Raw genomic sequence first — 19093 nt, 5'->3', positions numbered from 1 at the left:
CCGCTCGCGCACGGCCGTCCGCTGTCCTCCCCCTCACAGGGAGCGCAGCAGCACCGCCGGGCGCTCGACGCAGTCGGCCACGTACCGCAGGAACCCGCCCGCCGTGCCTCCGTCGCAGACCCGGTGGTCGAAGGTGAGGGACAGCTGCACCACCTGCCGTACCGCCAGCTCGCCCTCCCGCACCCAGGGCTTCGGCGCAATCCGGCCCACACCGAGCATCGCGGCCTCCGGGTAGTTGATGATCGGCGTGGAGCCGTCCACTCCGAACACCCCGTAGTTGTTCAGCGTGAACGTGCCTCCGGTCAGCTCGGCCGGGCTGAGCGTGCCCGTCCGCGCCGCTTCGGTGAGCCGGGCCATCTCCGCCGACAGCGCGACGGCGTTACGGGTGTGGGCCTCCCGCACGACGGGGACGACGAGCCCGCGGTCCGTCTGCGCGGCGAAGCCGAGGTGCACACCCGGCAGCCGCACGATCTCCTGGGCCTCGGTGTCCACGGTGGCGTTCAGCTCGGGGAACTCCGCCAGCGCCGAGGTGCAGATCCGGGCCAGCAGGGCGAGCAGCGAGACCTTGGGCGCGCCGGTGGCGTTCATCGTCCGGCGGGCGGCGAGCAGTTCGGTGGCGTCGGCGTCCACCCAGCAGGTGGCGTCAGGGATCTCCCGGCGGCTCCTGCCGAGCTTCTCCGCGACCACGCCGCGCACTCCGCGCAGCGGTATGCGCAGCGCCTCGGGTCGCGGGGATGCCGTATCCGCGCTCCGGAGGGCCGTCTCCCGCCCGTCCCGACGCTCTGCCGCCGCCCGTTCGACATCAGCGCGCAGGATCAGGCCCTCGGGGCCGCTGCCGCGCACCTGGGCGAGGTCGAGTCCGCGCTCCCGGGCGATCCTCCGGACGAGCGGGGAGATCACCGCCCTGGCCACCGGAGCCGTCCTCCCGGGCACCTCGGGTGCCGCATCCCCTGCGCCCCCTGCGTCCCCTGCCGTCCGCCGCCGGTCGCCGACCGGTGCCCGGACCCGGCGCCGCCGGGCCGCGGGAGCCTGGGTGCCGTAGCCGACCAGCACGTTTCCCGAGCCCTCCGGCGTGCTGCTCCCGGCTCCCCCGGTGTGCCCGTCGCCTTCCGGCCCCACCGGCACCGGCTCGCCGACCGCCACCGTCAACAGCGGTGCCCCCACGGGGAGCTCGGACCCCTCCTCCCCGAACCGGGCGGTCACCACGCCTCCGTAGGGGCACGGCACCTCGACCATGGCCTTGGCCGTCTCGACCTCCACCACGGGCTGGTCGACGGCGACCACGTCACCCACCTTCACCAGCCAGCGGACGACCTCCGCCTCGGTGAGCCCCTCGCCCAGGTCCGGCAGCCGGAATTCGCGCACCACGGCCATCAGCGCCCGCTCCTCTCGTGCCCCGCGGGCGTCCATTCCGACTCCCACTGCAGACGCGCGACAGCGTCCAGCACCCGGTCCACGCCGGGCAGATGGTGCTGCTCCAGCATCGGCGGCGGGTAGGGGATGTCGAAGCCGGCGACGCGCAGCACCGGCGCCTCCAGGTGGTGGAAGCAGCGCTCCGTGACCCGTGCGGCGATCTCCCCTCCAGGACCGCCGAAACCGGCCGACTCGTGCACGACAACGGCCCTGCCGGTGCGCCGTACGGACGCGCAGACGGTCTCCTCGTCGAACGGCACCAGGGACCTCAGGTCGACGACCTCCAGGTCCCATCCCTCCGCGAGCCCCGCCTCGGCCGCCTCCATGCAGACCGGCAGGGACGGTCCGTAGGTGATGAGGGTCGCGGACGAGCCCGGGCGCCGGACGACCGCGCGCCCGATGCCGGGCACCGTCTCCGGGTGCGCGGCGTCCCAGTGGTCCTTCGCCCAGTAGAGCCGCTTGGGCTCCAGGAAGATCACGGGGTCGTCGGAGGCGATCGCGGCGCGGAGCAGTCCGTACGCGTCGGCGACCGTCGCCGGGGCGACCACATGAAGGCCCGGTGTGGCCATGTAATACGCCTCGGAGGAGTCGCTGTGGTGCTCGACCCCGCCGATTCCGCCGCCGTACGGCACCCGCACCGTGAGCGGCATCGGTACCGCCCCGCGCGTGCGGTTGCGCATCCGCGAGACGTGGCTGATCAGTTGCTCGAACGCGGGGTAGGCGAAGGCGTCGAACTGCATCTCCACGACGGGCCGCAGCCCGTACATGGCCATCCCGACCGCCGCCCCCAGGATGCCGGCCTCGGCCAGCGGGGTGTCCGTGCAGCGGTCCTCGCCGAATTCCTTGGCCAGCCCGTCGGTGACCCGGAAGACGCCTCCCAGGGTGCCCACGTCCTCGCCGAGGACATGGACGGACGGATCGTCGGCCATGGCGTCACGCAGCGCCCGGCCGAGCGCCTGCGCCATGGTGGCGGGCTTGTGGCCGGCCCTGACAGCCGCTGTGGTCATCACCGCGCCCCTTCCTGAGCGCCGGACTCCCCGGCGGCGGCGAGCTCGGCCCGCAACCGGTCGGCCTGCTCGCGCAGTTGGGCGGTCTGCTCGGCGTAGACATGGGTGAAGAGCTCCATCGGGTCCAGGACGGGGTCCTGGTTCATCCGGTCGCGCAGATCGGCGGCCAGCCGCTCAGCGGCCTCCCGCTCGGCCTCGACCACGGCCGCGTCGATCAGCTTCCTGCTGGTCAGCTCCCGCTCCAGCAGGTCGATGGGGTCGTGCGCGCGCCAGGTCTCGACCTCCGCGTCGGAGCGATAGCGCGTGGCGTCGTCCGCGTTCGTATGGGCGTCGACGCGATAGGTGACGGCCTCGACCAGCGTGGGGCCCGCGCCGCCGCGGGCACGGCGGACGGCCTCGGCGAGCACCTGGTGGACGGCCGCGACGTCATTGCCGTCGACCAGCCGGCCGGGCATGCCGTAACCGACGGCCTTGTGCGCGAAGGAGGGTGCGGCGGTCTGCTTCGCCAGGGGCACCGAGATCGCGAAGCCGTTGTTCTGCACGAAGAAGACGACCGGGGCCTTCCAGACGGCGGCGAAGTTCAGGGCCTCGTGGAAGTCGCCCTCGCTGGTGCCACCGTCACCGACCATGGCGAGCGCGACGACGTCGTCCCCCTTGAGCCGCGCGGCGTGCGCGAGCCCGACCGCGTGCGGCAGCTGGGTGGCCAGCGGGGTGCACAGGGGCGCCACCCTGTGCTCGCGCGGGTCGTATCCGGTGTGCCAGTCACCGCGCAGCAGCGTCAGCGCCCGCACGGGGTCGATCCCGCGGACCACGGCCGCGAGGGTGTCGCGATAGCTGGGGAACAGCCAGTCCCGCTCCTCCAGGACGAGCCCGGCGGCGACCTGGCACGCCTCCTGCCCGGTGGAGGAGGGATACACCGCCAGCCGGCCCTGGCGGGTGAGGGCGGTGGCCTGGCCGTTGTACCGCCGGCCGCGCACCAGCTGGCCGTAGAGCCGCTTCAGCAGCCCGGGATCCAGCCCGGCGGCCGCGGCGGTGCCCAGCAGGCGGTACGGCTCCGTGTCGGGCAGCAGCGGCGCGGGGTCGGTGCGGGGCTGCCAGGCAGGGGGCGGGACGGGCCGGTACGAGCCGGGCTGCTCCAGAACCGTCATGACGAGCACCTCCTTTGGGGCGGGCTTGACCGGCCGCACGGCTCAGCGCGCCGCACGCCCTCCCTACCGATTGTTCGGTCGCCGGCACATTTTGGCTACAGGCGACCCCACCCTGTGGACAAACGGTTCTCCACAACCTGAGATATGGACAGGACGTCCACGAAGGGGAGGCGGGGCGGTATGCCGGACGAACAGATGGCCTTCTCGGGCGGCAAGCCACCCGCCCGGCCGCTCGACGAGATCGACCGCGCGATCCTGCGGATGCTCCGGTCCGACGGCCGCGCCTCGATACGGTCCGTATCGGAGCGGGTGCACGTCTCGCGCGCCAATGCCTACGCCCGGATCAACCGCCTCATCGACGACGGGGTGATACGCGGCTTCAGCGCCCGGATCGACCAGGAGCGCGCGGGGCAGAGCGCCTCGGCGTACATCACGCTGAAGATCGTCCAGAACTCCTGGCGCACCGTCCGCGAAAAGCTCCGGGCGCTGCCGGGAGCCGCCCATATCGCGCTGGTCAGCGGGGATTTCGATGTCCTGCTGCTCGTCCACACCAAGGACAACCACGCGCTGCGGGAGCTCGTCCTCACCCGCATCCAGGCCATGGAAGAGGTGCTCAGCACCCGCACCCTGCTGGTCTTCGAGGAGACGGACCTGGAGGAGGGGCGGGTGCCGGGGGAGCCCTGACCGGGGCCGCGTCCGCCCGGGTCAGCCGGTGGTGCGCAGCCCGGCGAAGGCCGTGCGGACCACCGCGTCGGCCACCTCGTCACTCGTGGCCCCGCCTCGCTCCGGCCGGTACCACTCCACGACGGAGTTGATCATTCCGAAGAGCAGCCGGGTCGCCAGCCGGACGTCGACGTCGGCCCGCAGGTCACCGTCGGCCGCGGCGCGCTTCAGCAGCTCGGCGACCTGGTGGTCGAACTCGCGGCGCCGCTCCATGGCCCAGCGCTCGGTGTCCGTGTTGCCCCGCACCCGCAGCAGCAGCGTCACGTAGGGCAGCTCGTCCATCAGGACTTCCACGGTCCGCCGGGTGACGTACTCCAGCCGCTCGATCGCCCGCCCCTCGACGGCGCGCGGCTCGTCCAGGACGGCGAAGAGCCCGTCCAGAGCGCGGCTTATCGCGAGCCGGAGGAGCTCTTCCTTGCTCTTCACGTGGTGATAGATGGAGGACTTGGAGATCCCGGCCGCCTTGGAGAGGTGCTCCATGGACGTGCCGTCGTAGCCCCGCTCGTTGAACACCTGGACGGCGACCGCGAGCAGCGATTCGGGCGTGTAGGTGTCGCGCTTGGCCATGGTCATGATTACAGCAGGCTCTCTTCGACGGCTGCACGGCGGAGCAGCGGCTGGGACGGCGCGTAGCGGCCGTCGGGGTACTGGGAGTGCAGGTTCCGCAGCATCCGGCTCACTCGCGCCGGGCCGAGGATCCGGCCCCACTCCAGCGGACCGCGCGGATGGTTCACGCCGAGCCGCATGGCGGTGTCGATGTCCTCCGGGCTCGCGACGCCCCGGCCGGCGGCGTCCTCGGCGAAGTCGACGAGCATGGCGACCGTACGGGCCACGATCATGCCCGGTGCGTCACCGATGACGCTGACCTGCTTGCCGAGCGCCTGGAACAGGCCGGTGGCCGCCCGGACGTCCGCCGGGGAGGCTGCCGCGGAGGGCGCGAGGGCGACGCGGGCGCAGGTGCGGTAGTCGAGGGCCAGGTCGAAGTGGATCCGGGCGCCGGCGGGCTCCGTGGTGGCCGGGCGGCCCTGGGTGAGGGAGAGCTCCGTGCCGCCGGGGAGGACGAGATATCCCTCGTCCTCGGGCCCGGGGACCTCGGTGACCGTGATGCCGGCTTCGCGGATCAGCTCGGCCAGTGCGGCGCAGACACCGGGAAGCCGTCCGTGGACGGTGACTTCCGCGGGGGCGCCGCACGGTTCCTCGGTGCGCGGCGACGGCCGCTCGGCTCCGGCCGTGTGGTCGTACCAGCCGCGGCCGCTCTTGCGGCCGAGCAGCCCGGCCTCCACGAGGCGCCGCTGCGCGAGCGAGGGCCTGAACTTCGGGTCGTGGAAGAACGCCTCATGGACCGAACGGGTGACGGCTTCGTTCACATCCTGGCCGATGAGGTCGGTGAGCTCGAAGGGGCCCATCGGGAAGCCGCCGCTCTCACGCAGCACGGCGTCGAGGGTCGCGGGGCCGGCGGCCCGCTCCTCGTGGAGGCGGAACGCCTCGGCGTAGAAGGGCCTGGCGACGCGGTTGACGATGAAGCCCGGGGCGTCGGCACAGCGCACCGGCTTCTTTCCCCAGGCGGCCACGGTGTCGTACGCCCGCTCCGCCACAGCCGCGTCGGTGGCGAAGCCCCGGACGACCTCCACGAGCGGCAGCAGCGGCGCGGGGTTGAAGAAGTGCAGGCCGACGAGACGGCCGGGCAGCCGGAGGGCACCCGCGACGGCGGTCACCGACAGGGACGAGGTGTTGGTGGCCAGCAGGCAGTCGTCAGGAACGACCGATTCCAGCTCCGCGAACAGCTTCTGCTTGGCGGGCAGTTGTTCCAGAATCGCCTCGATGACGAGCGCCGAGTCAGCGAGATCTTCCAGTCGCGCGGCGGGGTGCAGACGGGCCAGCGCCGCGTCGCGGCCGGCGGCCGTGAGCCTGCCCTTCTCCACGAGGCGGTCGAGGCGGGCGCCGATGGCCCGGGCGGCCTCCACGGCCCGCCCCTCGACCGTGTCGTACAGCCGCACACCATGGCCCGCCACCAGGGCGACCTGGGCGATTCCCTGGCCCATGGTGCCGGTGCCGACGACTGCGACGGTCGCGTTCGGCTCGATTGCGGTCATGCCGGTGATCCTCCCCGATGAGTTGTCCACAGGTTCGCCGGGCCCTCTTGTCCCGACCGATCGTTCGGTTACTGTATCCATCGGGGGGAGTTCCCGGCCTCCCGAAGCGTCCCGCCCGCGTTCTGTCGCCCGAAGCCTGTCGCCCCATCCGAGCCCAGCTCGACGAGGAGTTGGTCAGCCGTGACCGCCGGATCCAGCACCGCCCAGTTGATCGAGAAGCACCTCCCGACGCTCGACCAGGCCCTGGACGCCATCCGCACGCGCGTCTATTGGTCCCCCTTCCCCGAGCACCCGAAGGCGTACGGCCCGGAGGGCGCCGTGCCCGGCAGCCTGAGTGCCGCCGAGGGCCAGGCCGCCTTCGAGGCGCTGCGCGGCAAGCGCTTCGAGCTGGACCAGCCGGGCTCGGACGGCTGGGCGGGCTCCGAAGTCTCCCCGTACGGACCGGAGCTGGGCATCGAGTATCCGCACCCCGGCGTCGAGGCGCTGCTCCCCGCGATGCGCGCGGCGATGCCGCAGTGGCGCGAGGCGGGCCCCCAGGCGCGGGCCGCGGTCTGTCTGGAGATCCTCGCCCGGATCAACGCCCGTACGCACGAGTTCGCCCACGCGGTCATGCACACCAGTGGCCAGGCGTTCATGATGGCCTTCCAGGCCGGTGGCCCGCACGCCCAGGACCGCGGCCTGGAGGCCGTCGCCTATGCCTTCGCCGAGCAGGTCCGCACCCCGGAGTCGGCCGACTGGTCCAAGCCGCAGGGAAAGCGCCCGCCGCTGGAGCTGCGCAAGGAGTTCACCGCCGTGCCGCGCGGCATCTCGCTGCTGATCGGCTGCAACACCTTCCCCACCTGGAACGGCTACCCCGGCCTGTTCGCCTCCCTGGCCACGGGCAACGCGGTTCTGGTCAAGCCGCATCCGCGCGCCGTGCTGCCGCTGGCCCTGACGGTGCGCGTCGCGCGCGAGGTCCTCCGCGAGGCGGGCTTCTCCCCCGACCTGGTCACGCTGGCCGCCGAGCGCGACGGCGAGGGCATCGCCAAGTCCCTGGCCGTGCGCCCGGAGATCCGCATCATCGACTACACCGGCTCCAGCGCCTTCGGCGACTGGCTGGAGGCCAATGCCCGCCAGGCACAGGTCTTCACGGAGAAGGCCGGGGTGAACACGGTCGTCATCGACTCCACCGACGACTACAAGGGCCTGCTGAGCAACCTCGCCTTCTCGCTGTCCCTCTACAGCGGCCAGATGTGCACCACCCCGCAGAACCTCCTCATCCCGCGTGAGGGGATCACCACGGACGCGGGGCCCAAGTCCTACGACGAGGTGGTGACCGACCTCGCCGCCGCCGTGGACGGCCTGCTGGGCGACGACGCCCGGGCGAACGCCCTGCTGGGCGCGATCGTCAACGACCAGGTCAAGGAGCGCCTCGCCGCCGCCGGGCAGCTCGGCGAAGTCGCCCTCGCCTCACGGGAGGTGACCAACCCCGACTTCCCCGACGCCACGGTCCGCACGCCCGTGATCGTCAAGCTGGACGGCGCCAAGCCGGATTCCGAGGCGGCCTATCTGTCGGAGTGCTTCGGCCCGGTGTCCTTCGCCGTGGCGGTGGACTCGGCCGCGGACGCCGTCGAGCTGCTGCGCCGCACGGTGCGGGAGAAGGGCGCGATGACCGTCGGGGCGTACACCACCTCGCCGGAGGTCGAACGGCTGGTGGAGGACGCCTGCCTGGAGGAGTGCGCCCAGCTCTCCCTCAACCTCACCGGCGGGGTGTACGTGAACCAGACCGCCGCCTTCTCCGACTTCCACGGTTCCGGCGGCAATCCGTCGGCCAACGCGGTGCTGTGCGACAGCGCGTTCGTCGCGAGCCGTTTCCGCACGGTGGAGGTGCGGCGTCCGCTCTAGGCCGTGCGGGCCGGGGCGGCTCCCGCCGCGAGCGGCGGGCGCCCCTCAGCCCAGAGGCCGTTCCAAGCCCGGCCCGCCCCAGTGGAAGAGGGCCATGGCGACGCTCGTGGCGAGGTTGTAGCTGGACACCTGCGGCCGCATGGGAAGGGCGACCAGCCGGGTCGCCCTCTCCCGCAGGTCGGGCGAGATGCCGTGCCGCTCGGAGCCGAAGGCGATGAGCGCGTCGTCGGGGAAGTCGACGGACCGGATGTCGTCGCCCTCCGGATCCAGCGCGAAGACCGGGCCGGGCGGCAATTCGGGCAGCGGCAGCCGCTCGACCGCGGTCGCGTAGTGCAGGCCCGCGCCGGCCCGTACGGCGTTGGGGTGCCACGGGTCCATGTCACCGGTCGTGACCACACCCGTGACGCCGAAGCCCGCGGCGAGGCGGATGACGGCGCCGACGTTCCCGAGGTTGCGCGGGTTGTCCAGCACGACGACGGGTGCGAGCCGCGGTGCCCGCGACAGGGTGTCGAGGTTCTTCCGGCGGCTCGGCCTGGCCGCCAGCGCGGCCACCCCCGTGGGGTGGACCCGGGGCAGCAGCTCCCGCAGGCTCGGCGCGGGGATCGCGACGAGCCGCTCGGCGAGTTCCTCGGTGAGGTCGTCGGCCAGCTCGGCGGCGAGCGCCAGCGTGGCCTCCTTGTCGGCGCAGACGGCCAGCCGCACGTCCGCGCCGAAGCGGAGCGCGTGCTTCAAGGCGTGGAAGCCGTCGAGCAGTACGGCGTCAGGGGCGAGCTCGCCCCACTGGCGTACGGCGGCCACGGCTTCGTCCTCGGTCATGCCCTCAGCCTACGGTCCCGCCCCGGGCGGGCCGCCCCCGCTCAGCCCACCAGGCTGCGGCGGCTCCCCTCGTCCTCCCGCTGCGACGGGATCGAGGCCGCGTGCGCGGGCAGCAGCCGGTCGCGGGCCCGTCCGGCGAGAGCGCCGACGCGTCGCAGGAAGGACGTGGGCAGGAAGACGGCGTCCGCCACGATCATCGCCAGCGAGAAGAAGGGCAGTCCGAGAGTGACGGCGATGCCGAGGTGCTCGCACATCATCACGGCCAGCAGGACGTTCTTGGCCCGCCGGTTCAGCAGGGTGAACGGGAACGCGACCTGCACCGCCACCGTGCCGTAGCTGAGCAGCAGCACGATGACGCTGTTGCCCCCGAGGACGCCGGAAAGCTCGGGCCAGGGCGAGAAGTAGTCGAGGTGCAGCGGGTAGTAGAGCGCCGTGCCGTCCTGCCAGCGGGACCCCTGGATCTTGTACCAGCCGGCCGTGGAGTAGATCAGGCAGACCTCGGCCATGATGACCAGCAGCGTCGCGTTGTGCGCCAGGTTGGCGAACGCGTCCAGGACCGTGCGCGGCTCCCCGGGGGCGTAGCGCCGTACGCACCACCACAGGCCCTGGACGAGCCAGAGCCCCCAGAAGACGGAGGCCCAGCCGAGGCCGGGGAGCGGCCCGTCGGCCGTCCAGGACATCCGGCTGTCGCCGAGGGCCTGTGCGGCGGCCAGCGCGAGTCCGCAGGCGGCCCACAGCAGGATGCCGGTGACGTCCAGATCGGCGCCGGGGCTCGTTCCGCCGGTCCGTTCCGCGTCGTCCGCCGCTCCGGTCCTGCGGCGGCGGGCGCGCCGGGCGTCGAGGGACCACACCAGTCCGCAGCGGGTGAGGACGGTGTAGAGGGCCAGCAGGTGGATGACGTTGTCGCCGCCGTCGCCGAGGAAGACGCTGCGGTTCTGGAGCGACAGCACGCCGATCATGAACAGCACGGACATGGTCCGCGTCCGCCACCCGAGCATCAGCAGGGCGCTGGACACGATGGCGAGTGCGTAGAGGGTCTCGAACCACAGAGTGCTGTCGGACCAGACGAGCGCGGTGAAGGCGTGGTTGTCGGCGGTCAGCCGACGGGCCATGTCCCAGCTCCACGGGCCGTCGGGCCCGTACATCTCATGGCGGTTGGGCCACTCGCGGAGCAGGAAGCACAGCCAGGCGAAGGAGATGCCGATCCGGATCACGGCCGTCTGGTAGCGGCCGAGGGCGCGGCGGGTGACGCGGTCGATGCCCCGGGCGAGCGGGGCGAGGGGGACACTCACCGGTTCTTCGCCTCCGGGAGGTCGGCGGTGGTGACCGGCCACCAGTTCAGCACGCGGTACGAGGGTTTGGTCCCCACCTTCTCGTCGCTCCATGGCGGCGGCGCCACGGAACGGGTCATCGACCGCACCTGGACGCGGTCGACCGGCCGGCCGTCGCGCTCGCCGCCGAGCCGGAGCAGGACGATGCGCCGGATGTACTGCTCGGAAAGGTTTCCGCGCAGGCCGTTGGGCTGCTCACGGGCGTCGTGCGTGCTCACGTAGAAGTCCCAGGCGCGCCGCACCTCGTTCTGCTGGGTGTGGCTCGGGAAGAGGTTGTGATGTATCTCGGCACCGTCCTGGGCGGAGAGGTCGACCCACGGGGTGAGCACCGACCGGCCGTCCTGGCCGCGCAGCTCGGCGCGGGCCTGGACGGCGATGTTCTGCTGGAGGGGGTTGGGAGCGAAGAGCTTCCAGTTCTGTTCGAACTCCGGATAGATGTAGTCGCCAATGGCCGCGGCGTGCTGCTTACTGACCGCGTTCGGCGGTGCCACGTGCAGGAACACCATCGCCAGGTGCACGGCGGTGGCCACCGTCACGACGGCGACGCCCAGGGCGACGGCGACGCGCGCGGGCAGGGACAGCCCCGCGACGGAGCCGGCCCGCTCGTCGTGCTCGTCATCCGTCTCCATGTCCCGCCCCGATCCCGCGTGCTGCCTGTATTCGTGCACCCGAACCGTACCCAGGACGTCCCACGGGGCCCAGCGCGCAGGGGTTATCCACAGGCTTGACACCTCACGATCCGGCGGCCCACCATTGAACCGAACGATCGGTCGGTCGGGAGCTCAGGGAAGGGCAGGGGGCATGCCATGACGACGACGGCGCCGGACGCAGGGACCTACGAGGCGGTCTTCGACGCCGCGGTGGCAGCCGACGAGCGCATCGAGCCACGCGACTGGATGCCCGACGCCTATCGCGCCTCGCTCGTCCGCCAGATAGCGCAGCATGCCCATTCGGAGATCATCGGCATGCAGCCCGAGGCCAACTGGATCACCCGCGCGCCCTCGCTGCGCCGCAAGGCCATCCTGATGGCCAAGGTGCAGGACGAGGCGGGCCACGGCCTCTATCTCTACAGCGCCGCGGAAACCCTGGGCACCGGGCGCGACGAGCTGCTCGACAAGCTGCACTCCGGCCGCCAGAAGTATTCGTCGATCTTCAACTACCCCACGCTGACCTGGGCGGACGTGGGCGCCATCGGCTGGCTCGTGGACGGCGCGGCCATCACCAACCAGGTCCCGCTGTGCCGCTGTTCCTACGGTCCCTACGCCCGCGCCATGGTCCGCATCTGCAAGGAGGAGTCCTTCCACCAGCGCCAGGGCTACGAGCTGCTGCTGGCCCTCAGCCGCGGCACCGAGGCCCAGCACGCCATGGCACAGGACGCGGTGGACCGCTGGTGGTGGCCGTCCCTGATGATGTTCGGCCCCCCGGACGACGAATCCGACCATTCGGCCCAGTCCATGGCCTGGAAGATCAAGCGCCATTCGAACGACGAGCTGCGCCAGCGGTTCGTGGACATCTGCGTCCCCCAGGCCGAATCGCTCGGCCTGACCCTCCCCGACCCGGACCTCCGGTGGAACGAGGAGCGTGGCCACCACGACTTCGGCGCCATCGACTGGGACGAGTTCCACGAGGTGCTGCGTGGCAACGGCCCGTGCAACGAACAGCGGATCAGCCGGCGGAAGCAGGCACACGAGGAAGGCGCGTGGGTGCGCGAGGCCGCCGCCGCCCATGCCCGCAAGCACGGCGGCACACCAGGGGAGGCAGGGGCATGACGAGCGCTGAGTGGCCACTGTGGGAGGTGTTCGTGCGCAGCAGGCGCGGGCTGGCGCACACCCACGCCGGAAGCCTGCACGCACCGGACGCGGCGATGGCGCTGCGCAATGCCCGGGATCTCTACACCCGGCGCTCCGAAGGCGTCTCCATCTGGGTCGTGCCCTCCGCCGAGGTCACCGCCTCCTCGCCGGACGAGAAGGACCCCTTCTTCGAACCGGCCGCGGACAAGCCCTATCGCCACCCGACCTTCTACGACATCCCGGAGGGGGTGCGGCACCTGTGAAGCCCCCCATCCCGGGCGCCTCCCCGCAGGCCCCCGGCCGTGCCCCCGGCGACCCCGGCGTGCCTCTCGGCGCGGCGCTGGCGCTCGGTGACGACGCCCTCGTGCTCTCCCACCGGCTGGGGGAGTGGGCCGGCCGCGCGCCCGTCCTGGAGGAAGAGGTGGCCCTCGCCAATATCGCGCTGGACCTGCTCGGCCAGGCCCGCTTCCTCCTCTCTCTCGCCGGCGACGAGGACGAGCTGGCCTATCTGCGGGAGGAGCGCGCCTTCCGCAATGTCCAGCTGGTCGAGCAGCCCAACGGCGACTTCGCCCACACCATCGCCCGCCAGCTGTACTTCTCCACCTACCAGGAGCTGCTGTACGGGCAGTTGGCCGCAGGGGACGGCCCCTTCGCGCCCCTGGCCGGCAAGGCCGTCAAGGAGGTCGCCTATCACCGGGACCACGCCGAGCACTGGACGCTGCGGCTCGGCGACGGCACAGCGGAGAGCCACCGGCGGACGCAGGCCGCGATCGACGCGCTGTGGCGGTATACGGGAGAGCTGTTCGACCCGGTCGACGGTCTCGACGTCGATATGGCCGCCCTGCGTGACGGCTGGCTGGCACTGATCACCAGGACGCTCGAGGAGGCCACTCTGGCCCTCCCCACCGGCCCGCCGACCGGCGCCTGGAAGGCCGGAGCGGGCCGGCAGGGCCTGCACACCGAGCCGTTCGGGCGGATGCTCGCGGAGATGCAGCATCTGCACCGCAGCCACCCGGGGGCGAGGTGGTGACCGTGCCGACCCCTCTGGATCCGCAGGCGGCGGCCCCATCGGCACCTCGCCCGCCGGGCCCGGAGCACACGACGCCCGCCCGCGGTCCGGCCGCTCAGGACGCCTCCGCCCCTGGTGCCGCCGCCCCGGCGCCCACCGCGCTGGAGCGGCGCCTCCTGGAGCTGGCCGGTGCCGTGCCCGATCCGGAGCTGCCCGTGCTGACACTGGCCGAGCTGGGCGTGCTGCGCGGCCTGCACCTGACCGGCCCCGGACGGGTGGAGGTGGAGCTGACGCCCACCTACACCGGCTGCCCTGCGATCGAGGCGATGTCCGCGGACATCGAGCGGGTGCTGCACGATCAGGGCATACCGGAGGTCGAGGTGCGCAAGGTCCTCGCACCGGCCTGGTCCACGGACGACATCACGGCCGAAGGGCGCCGCAAGCTCACCGAGTTCGGCGTGGCACCGCCGCGGAGCACCGGCCCGGAAGGCCCGGTCCCGGTGACGCTCGGCATCCGCTGCCCGCACTGCGGGTCCACGGACACCACACTGCTGAGCCGCTTCTCGTCGACCGCCTGCAAGGCCCTGCGGCGCTGCGAGGCGTGCCGCGAACCGTTCGATCACTTCAAGGAGTTGTAGATGCCAGCAGTGGCCCGCCACGGCGCCTTCCACCCCTTGCGAGTGACGGCCGTCGACCCGCTCACGGACGACTCGGTCGCCCTGACCTTCGCCGTGCCTCCGGAGCTGCGGGACGTCTATCGCTACGCGGCGGGTCAGCACATTACCCTCCGCAGGAGCACGGAGGACGGCGAGGCCCGGCGCACCTACTCCCTCTGCGGCCCCGCCCCAGCACCGGGCACCGGAGAAGTGGCCGAACTGCGCGTGGGGGTGCGGCTGGTGGACGGAGGGGTGTTCTCCACATACGCGCTGAAGGAGCTGGCCGCGGGGGACACGGTGGAGGTGATGGCACCCGCCGGACGGTTCGTGCTGGAGCCCCGCCCCGGGCACTTCGCCGCGATCGTCGGCGGCAGCGGGATCACCCCCGTCCTGTCCATCGCCTCGACCCTGCTCGCCCGGGAACCCGACGCCCGGTTCTGCCTGATACGCAGCGACCGGACCACCGCCTCCGCGATGTTCCTGGAGGAGGTCGCCGACCTCAAGGACCGCTGGCCGGACCGCTTCCAGCTGGTGCACGTCCTCTCCCGCGAGGAGCAGCAGGCGGGGCTGCCCTCCGGGCGGCTGGACGAGGAGCGGCTGACCCGGCTGCTGCCCGCGCTGCTCCCGGTGGAGGAGATGGACGGCTGGTTCCTGTGCGGCCCTCACGGTCTGGTGCGGGAGGCCGAGCGGGCGTTGCGCGCCCTGGGGGTCGGCCGTGACCGTGTCCACCAGGAGATATTCCACGTCGACACCGCCTCGGACGCGACCCCGGCCGGCTCCCCCGGCGCCGCCGTCCCCGCCCCGGCGCACAGCACCGTGACCGCGACGCTGGACGGGCGCAGCGGCAGCTGGCCAGTGCGGGAGGGCGAGCCGCTGCTGGACGCGGTGCTGCGCAGCCGTGCCGACGCCCCGTACGCCTGCAAGGGCGGGGTGTGCGGGACCTGCCGGGCCTTCCTGGTCAGGGGAGAGGTGCGGATGGACCGGAATTTCGCGTTGGAGCCGGAGGAGCTGGCGGCCGGATATGTGCTGGCCTGCCAGTCGCATCCGGTCACGGAGGAGGTGGAGTTGGACTTCGACCGCTGAGCGGGAGCGGAGCGGACGGTAGCGTCGTGAGGGCGTCAGAACGATCGCAGCGCCCCCTGCCTGCGCCCCGGACCGCTTCCCCGAACACGTCCATGTGTTCCCAATTCCTGCAACCTGTTCTACCTTGACGCACCATCAGCTCCGGGCGTCAGTGGCAGCAGCGGGCAGTGCCGGTGTGCGGGAGGACGGACAGTGGACTTCACCTTCACCGAGGAACAGCAGGCCGCCGAGGAAGCGGCCAGGGCGGTCTTCGCCGGGGTCTCCCCCGACGGCGTGCCCAGCCCGGCCCTGACCAGGGGAGCCGTGGCCGAGGACTTCGACCGGCCGCTGTGGGCGAAGCTCGCGGGCGCGGATCTGCTGAGCCTGCTCATCGCCCCCGAGCAGGGCGGCGCGGGGCTCGGGCCCCTCGCGCTGTGCCTGGTGCTGCGCGAAGCCGGGCAGGTCCTGGCCCGCGTACCGCTGCTGGAGACCGGCGCGGCCGCAGCCGTGCTGAGCAGCCACGGCGGGCCGGCCGCCGGCAAATTGCTGCCCCAGGTGGGGCGGGGCGAGCTCGTCATCACTACCGCGTCCAGCGGCCGCACCGGTCATGACCGGGCCGAACTCGCCGTCGCCGTACGCAAGGTGGACACGTCCGGCACGGAAGGCACTCGCTGGGTGCTCGACGGGGCGCAGACGGCCGTGCCCTGGGCCCGGAGCGCGGACCGCGTCCTGCTGCCCGCTCGTACGGAGGAGGGGCACACCGTGCTCGCGCTCGTCCCGCCCGATCGCCCCGGGGTCACCCTGGCCGGGCAGGTCTCCACCAACGGCGAGCGGTACGCGGAAGTGCGTCTCGACTCCGTGCGGGCCGGTGACGACGAGTTGATCACCGCGGAGGGGGCATGGGAGCGGCTGCGGCGGCTGCTCACCCTCGGCACGAGCGCGCTCGCTCTCGGGGTGGGTACGGCGGTGGCCCGGATGACCAGCGCGTACGCCACGAAGCGCGAGCAGTTCGGCCATCCGATCGCCACGTTCCAGGCCGTCGCCGTCCAGGCCGCCGACCGGTACATCGACCTGCGCGCGATGGAGGCCACCCTCTGGCAGGCGGCCTGGCGGCTGGAGTCGGGAGCCGCCGGGGAGTTGCCGGTCGACGCGGACATCGCCGTCGCGAAGATCTGGGCCTCCGAAGGCGTGCGCCGCGTCGTCCAGACCGCGCAGCACCTGCACGGCGGCTTCGGCGCGGACACCGGCTATGCCCTGCACCGGTACCACGCGTGGGCCAAGCAACTGGAGCTCTCGCTCGGCCCCGCGGCGGCGCATGAGGAGGCGCTCGGCGATCTGCTGGCCGCCTGTCCGGCCGACTGACCGCCGCAGCGGCCCCGCCGAGCGGGGCCCTCGGACGACCGGAGCTAGATCACGGCGCCGGGCGCGCCGTTGCCGTCGACGACCGGGCGGCCCGCGGCCTCCCAGACCTGCATGCCGCCGTCGACGTTCGCCGCGTCCAGGCCCTGCTGGACGAGGTAGGCGGTGACCTGGGCGGAACGTCCGCCCGAGCGGCAGATGACATTGATCCTGGCGCCGTCGGGGGCCTTCTCCGTCAACTCACCGAAGCGGGCGACGAAGTCGCTCATCGGGATGTGGAGCGCGCCTTCGGCGTGCCCCGCCGCCCACTCGTCGTCCTCACGGACGTCCAGCAGGAAGTCTTCGGGTGCAAGAGCGTCGACGCCGACCGTGGGTACACCGGAAAAATGCATGTCCCCGACGCTACCCGACCAGCGACGCGAGCTGTGCCCTGCGCTCGGCGACCTGGGCGACGAGGCCCTCGGCGATCTCCTCCAGCAGCCGGTCCGGGTCGTCGGCCGCCATCTTGATCATCGAGCCGATCGCGGAGCCCTCCAGCTCCGCCGCCACCGCCGCCAGCATCTCCTTGCGCCGGGCCAGCCACTCCAGGCGGGCGTAGAGCTCCTCGGCAGGGCTCGGCCGCGGCTCCTCGGGCGCGGGGCCCGCGGCCCACTCCTCGGCCAGTTCCCGCAGCAGGGCCTCGGCCCCGTCCGCGTAAGCGGCGTTGACCCGCACGATGAACTCCTCGCGCCGTACGCGCTCCGCCTCGTCCTGCGCCAGGTCCGGGTGGGCCTTGCGGACGAGCTCGCGGAAGATCCGCCGGGCCTCGTCGCTCGGGCGCACCCGCTCCGGGGGCCGTACCGGCCGCTCCGTGAGCATCGCCGACGCCTCGGGCGACAGGCCCTCCGAGTCCATCCAGCCGCCGAGCAGCTCCTCCACCCCCGGCAGCGGCTGCACGAGGGCGCGCGCCTCGCGGGCCCGCCGGAGGTCCTCGGCGTCGCCGCTGCGGGCCGCCAGGGCCTCCGCGATCTGCGCGTCCAGCTCGTCGAGCTGTGCGTACACCGGGCCGAGCCGCTGGTGGTGCAGCCGGGAGAAGTTCTCCACTTCCACCCGGAAGGTCTCCACCGCGATCTCGAACTCGATCAGCGCTTGTTCCGCGGCGCGGACGGCTTGGGCCAGGCGCTGGGTGCCCGGCTCCTCGGCGTGGAGATTCTCGGCTTCCGGATTCATCACCCGCCCAGCGTACGAGCTCCCGCGCCCTGCGGATCCCCCCGAGCCACACCGGCCCCTCCGTCCTCAGCCACCGGACGGGCGCGGACCGCCACCGGCCAGGCGCGGAAGCCCGCCGCGAGCACGCCCTTGAAAAGCCCCGGAACGTGTCCGGACACACACCCCGCCCGGCTACACCCCCATCTCGGCCGGCACCCGGCCGCTCCGGACGGCCGCCACGAGCTCCGCGTGGTCCGCCTCCGTGCGGTCCGCGTAGGCCACCGCGAAATCGGCCAGCGCCTCGTCCAGCTCGGCCGCCTTCCCGCAGTAGCCCGCTATGAGCCGGGGGTCCGCGGTGTGCGCGTGGGCCCGCGCGAGGAGCGCGCCCGTCATCCGGCCGTAGTCGTCGAGCTCGCCGGGGGCGAGGGCGGCCGGGTCGACGCTGCCCTTGCGATTGCGAAACTGCCGCACCTGATACGGCCTGCCGTCGACCGTCGCCCACCCGAGCAGCACATCGCTGACCACCTGCATCCGCTTCTGCCCCAGCACCACCCGGCGGCCCTCGTGCCCCTCCGGGGAACGGCCGGGCGCGAAGCCGGCCTTCTTGGCGTACGGCAGCAGGACCGAGGGCCGGGCCTCCTTGACCTGGAGCACGAGCGGCTCACCGCGGTGGTCGAGCAGCAGCACCACGTAGGACCGCAGCCCCACACTCCCCGTGCCCACCACGCGGAACGCCACGTCCTGCACCTCGTACCGCGCGAGCAACGGCAGCAGTTCCTCCGGCAGAGTGCCCAGATACTCGCCCAGCGACAGGGCGACCGCCGCCGCCTCACCGGCCGGCACCCGCCTCAGCACGGGCGGGGCGTCCACGAAGCGCCGGCCCCCGCCCCCGGCCTTCTCGGTCGCCCTCGCCGCGAAGCGGGCGCTGGTGTTCCGCCGGGCCTTCGCCGCGACCCGCTCCAGCGTGCCCAGCAGCGCCCGCGCGTCGGCGTGCGCGACAAGCTCCTCGTCGGCGATGGCGTTCCAGGCGTCGGCGGCGGGCAGCTTGGCCAGCAGCCGCATCGTGTGCCGGTAGGCGCCCGCGGCGTCGCGCGCGGCGGCCCGGCAGGTGTCCTCGTCGGCGCCCGCCTCCCGCCCGGCCAGCACCAGGGAGGCGGCGAGGCGCTTGACGTCCCACTCCCACGGCCCGTGCAGGGTCTCGTCGAAGTCGTTGAGGTCGATGACGAGTTCACCGCGCGCGTCGCCGTAGAGGCCGAAGTTGGCGGCGTGGGCGTCGCCGCAGATCTGCGCGCCGACACCCGTCACGGGCGTACGCACCAGGTCGTGCCCCATCAGAGCGGCCGAGCCGCGCAGGAAGGCGAAGGGCGAGGCGGCCATCCGGCCGACCCGTATCGGTGTGAGCTCGGGAAGCCGGCCGGCGTTCGCCGCCTCGACCGTCTCCACGGCCCCGGGGCGCCCCGCGTCGGCGGCCCACCCTGCGTGCGACGCCCTGGGCACACGCGCCCGCAGCGCCTTGCCCTCGGCCTTCGGCGAGCCCGGCTTCCCGGCCCCGCCAGGCCGCGCGAATCCTGGTACGTACGGCAGTCGCGACACAGCGCACCCCTCCCCCTCGAC

19 protein-coding genes are annotated in these 19093 nt (G+C 72.8%); 8 read left to right on the top strand and 11 right to left on the bottom strand.

The window, feature by feature from the left end; translation table 11 throughout:
- Positions 1–33: 33 nt before the first annotated feature.
- From ACZ4A5_RS04700 to pdhA, 3 genes are read right to left on the bottom strand one after another with little or no spacing between them, the layout of a single operon-like run.
- A complete protein-coding gene (locus ACZ4A5_RS04700; protein ID WP_467578691.1) occupies positions 34–1374 on the bottom strand; it encodes a dihydrolipoamide acetyltransferase family protein in 1341 nt (446 codons plus the stop codon).
- Positions 1374–2420 carry an alpha-ketoacid dehydrogenase subunit beta gene (locus ACZ4A5_RS04695; RefSeq protein WP_467578403.1) on the bottom strand — a complete coding sequence of 349 codons (1047 nt, stop codon included), beginning with the start codon at positions 2418–2420 and terminating at the stop codon, positions 1374–1376. Before ACZ4A5_RS04695 ends, ACZ4A5_RS04700 begins: the two co-directional genes overlap by 1 nt.
- Positions 2420–3568 (bottom strand): pyruvate dehydrogenase (acetyl-transferring) E1 component subunit alpha, encoded by a 1149-nt coding sequence (gene pdhA, locus ACZ4A5_RS04690; protein ID WP_467578401.1) that lies wholly within the window; start codon positions 3566–3568, stop codon positions 2420–2422. Before pdhA ends, ACZ4A5_RS04695 begins: the two co-directional genes overlap by 1 nt.
- A gap of 180 nt (positions 3569–3748) precedes the next feature.
- On the opposite strand from pdhA, the gene ACZ4A5_RS04685 reads away from it, so the two are divergent.
- The gene (locus ACZ4A5_RS04685) at positions 3749–4252 is read left to right on the top strand and encodes an Lrp/AsnC family transcriptional regulator (RefSeq protein ID WP_467578399.1); all 504 of its coding nucleotides are present in this window, start codon (positions 3749–3751) and stop codon (positions 4250–4252) included.
- A 21-nt stretch (positions 4253–4273) separates the two neighbouring features.
- On the opposite strand, the gene ACZ4A5_RS04680 is transcribed toward ACZ4A5_RS04685, so the two are convergent.
- Together ACZ4A5_RS04680 and ACZ4A5_RS04675 are read right to left on the bottom strand one after the other, a co-directional pair.
- Positions 4274–4864 carry a TetR/AcrR family transcriptional regulator gene (locus tag ACZ4A5_RS04680; protein ID WP_467578397.1) on the bottom strand — a complete coding sequence of 197 codons (591 nt, stop codon included), beginning with the start codon at positions 4862–4864 and terminating at the stop codon, positions 4274–4276.
- A gap of 2 nt (positions 4865–4866) precedes the next feature.
- Positions 4867–6384 carry a 3-hydroxyacyl-CoA dehydrogenase gene (locus ACZ4A5_RS04675; protein ID WP_467578395.1) on the bottom strand — a complete coding sequence of 506 codons (1518 nt, stop codon included), beginning with the start codon at positions 6382–6384 and terminating at the stop codon, positions 4867–4869.
- 180 nt (positions 6385–6564) lie between these two features.
- Here ACZ4A5_RS04675 and paaN point away from each other — a divergent pair, with 180 nt between their 5' ends.
- The gene (paaN, locus tag ACZ4A5_RS04670) at positions 6565–8268 is read left to right on the top strand and encodes a phenylacetic acid degradation protein PaaN (protein WP_467578393.1); all 1704 of its coding nucleotides are present in this window, start codon (positions 6565–6567) and stop codon (positions 8266–8268) included.
- A gap of 45 nt (positions 8269–8313) precedes the next feature.
- Here the strand turns inward: paaN and ACZ4A5_RS04665 are convergent, their stop codons facing one another.
- From ACZ4A5_RS04665 to ACZ4A5_RS04655, 3 genes are read right to left on the bottom strand one after another with little or no spacing between them, the layout of a single operon-like run.
- Positions 8314–9084 (bottom strand): TrmH family RNA methyltransferase, encoded by a 771-nt coding sequence (locus tag ACZ4A5_RS04665; RefSeq protein WP_467578391.1) that lies wholly within the window; start codon positions 9082–9084, stop codon positions 8314–8316.
- A gap of 41 nt (positions 9085–9125) precedes the next feature.
- A complete protein-coding gene (locus tag ACZ4A5_RS04660) occupies positions 9126–10376 on the bottom strand; it encodes an HTTM domain-containing protein (protein ID WP_467578389.1) in 1251 nt (416 codons plus the stop codon).
- On the bottom strand, positions 10373–11044 hold the full coding sequence (locus ACZ4A5_RS04655; protein WP_467578387.1) for a DUF5819 family protein: 672 nt from the start codon (positions 11042–11044) through the stop codon (positions 10373–10375). The genes ACZ4A5_RS04660 and ACZ4A5_RS04655 overlap by 4 nt, the downstream gene beginning before the upstream one ends.
- A gap of 177 nt (positions 11045–11221) precedes the next feature.
- Between ACZ4A5_RS04655 and paaA the strand changes: the two genes are divergently transcribed.
- The 6 genes from paaA to ACZ4A5_RS04625 all read left to right on the top strand — a co-directional run bounded on the left by paaA (position 11222) and on the right by ACZ4A5_RS04625 (position 16294).
- Entirely contained in the window at positions 11222–12184 is a 963-nt protein-coding gene (gene paaA / locus ACZ4A5_RS04650) for a 1,2-phenylacetyl-CoA epoxidase subunit PaaA (protein WP_467578385.1), read from the top strand.
- A complete protein-coding gene (gene paaB, locus ACZ4A5_RS04645) occupies positions 12181–12468 on the top strand; it encodes a 1,2-phenylacetyl-CoA epoxidase subunit PaaB (RefSeq protein WP_467578383.1) in 288 nt (95 codons plus the stop codon). Before paaA ends, paaB begins: the two co-directional genes overlap by 4 nt.
- Positions 12469–12527: 59 nt before the next feature.
- Entirely contained in the window at positions 12528–13235 is a 708-nt protein-coding gene (paaC, locus tag ACZ4A5_RS04640; RefSeq protein WP_467578689.1) for a 1,2-phenylacetyl-CoA epoxidase subunit PaaC, read from the top strand.
- A 140-nt stretch (positions 13236–13375) separates the two neighbouring features.
- Complete coding sequence (gene paaD / locus ACZ4A5_RS04635) at positions 13376–13852, top strand: 1,2-phenylacetyl-CoA epoxidase subunit PaaD (RefSeq protein ID WP_467578687.1); 477 nt, start codon at positions 13376–13378, stop codon at positions 13850–13852.
- Positions 13853–14953 carry a 2Fe-2S iron-sulfur cluster-binding protein gene (locus tag ACZ4A5_RS04630; protein WP_467578380.1) on the top strand — a complete coding sequence of 367 codons (1101 nt, stop codon included), beginning with the start codon at positions 13853–13855 and terminating at the stop codon, positions 14951–14953.
- A gap of 192 nt (positions 14954–15145) precedes the next feature.
- Entirely contained in the window at positions 15146–16294 is a 1149-nt protein-coding gene (locus tag ACZ4A5_RS04625) for an acyl-CoA dehydrogenase family protein (protein ID WP_467578378.1), read from the top strand.
- A 44-nt stretch (positions 16295–16338) separates the two neighbouring features.
- On the opposite strand, the gene ACZ4A5_RS04620 is transcribed toward ACZ4A5_RS04625, so the two are convergent.
- The 3 genes from ACZ4A5_RS04620 to ACZ4A5_RS04610 all read right to left on the bottom strand — a co-directional run bounded on the left by ACZ4A5_RS04620 (position 16339) and on the right by ACZ4A5_RS04610 (position 19072).
- The gene (locus tag ACZ4A5_RS04620) at positions 16339–16683 is read right to left on the bottom strand and encodes a rhodanese-like domain-containing protein (protein WP_398869647.1); all 345 of its coding nucleotides are present in this window, start codon (positions 16681–16683) and stop codon (positions 16339–16341) included.
- A gap of 10 nt (positions 16684–16693) precedes the next feature.
- On the bottom strand, positions 16694–17500 hold the full coding sequence (locus ACZ4A5_RS04615) for a hypothetical protein (RefSeq protein ID WP_398869734.1): 807 nt from the start codon (positions 17498–17500) through the stop codon (positions 16694–16696).
- Positions 17501–17671: 171 nt separating this feature from the next.
- Positions 17672–19072, bottom strand: coding sequence for a DUF2252 domain-containing protein (locus tag ACZ4A5_RS04610; protein WP_467578376.1), 1401 nt, complete (start codon positions 19070–19072; stop codon positions 17672–17674).
- Positions 19073–19093 lie beyond the last annotated feature (21 nt).

Source organism: Streptomyces sp. NPDC025618, assembly GCF_055558795.1.
This window is presented reverse-complemented; position numbering and strand designations above follow the sequence as displayed.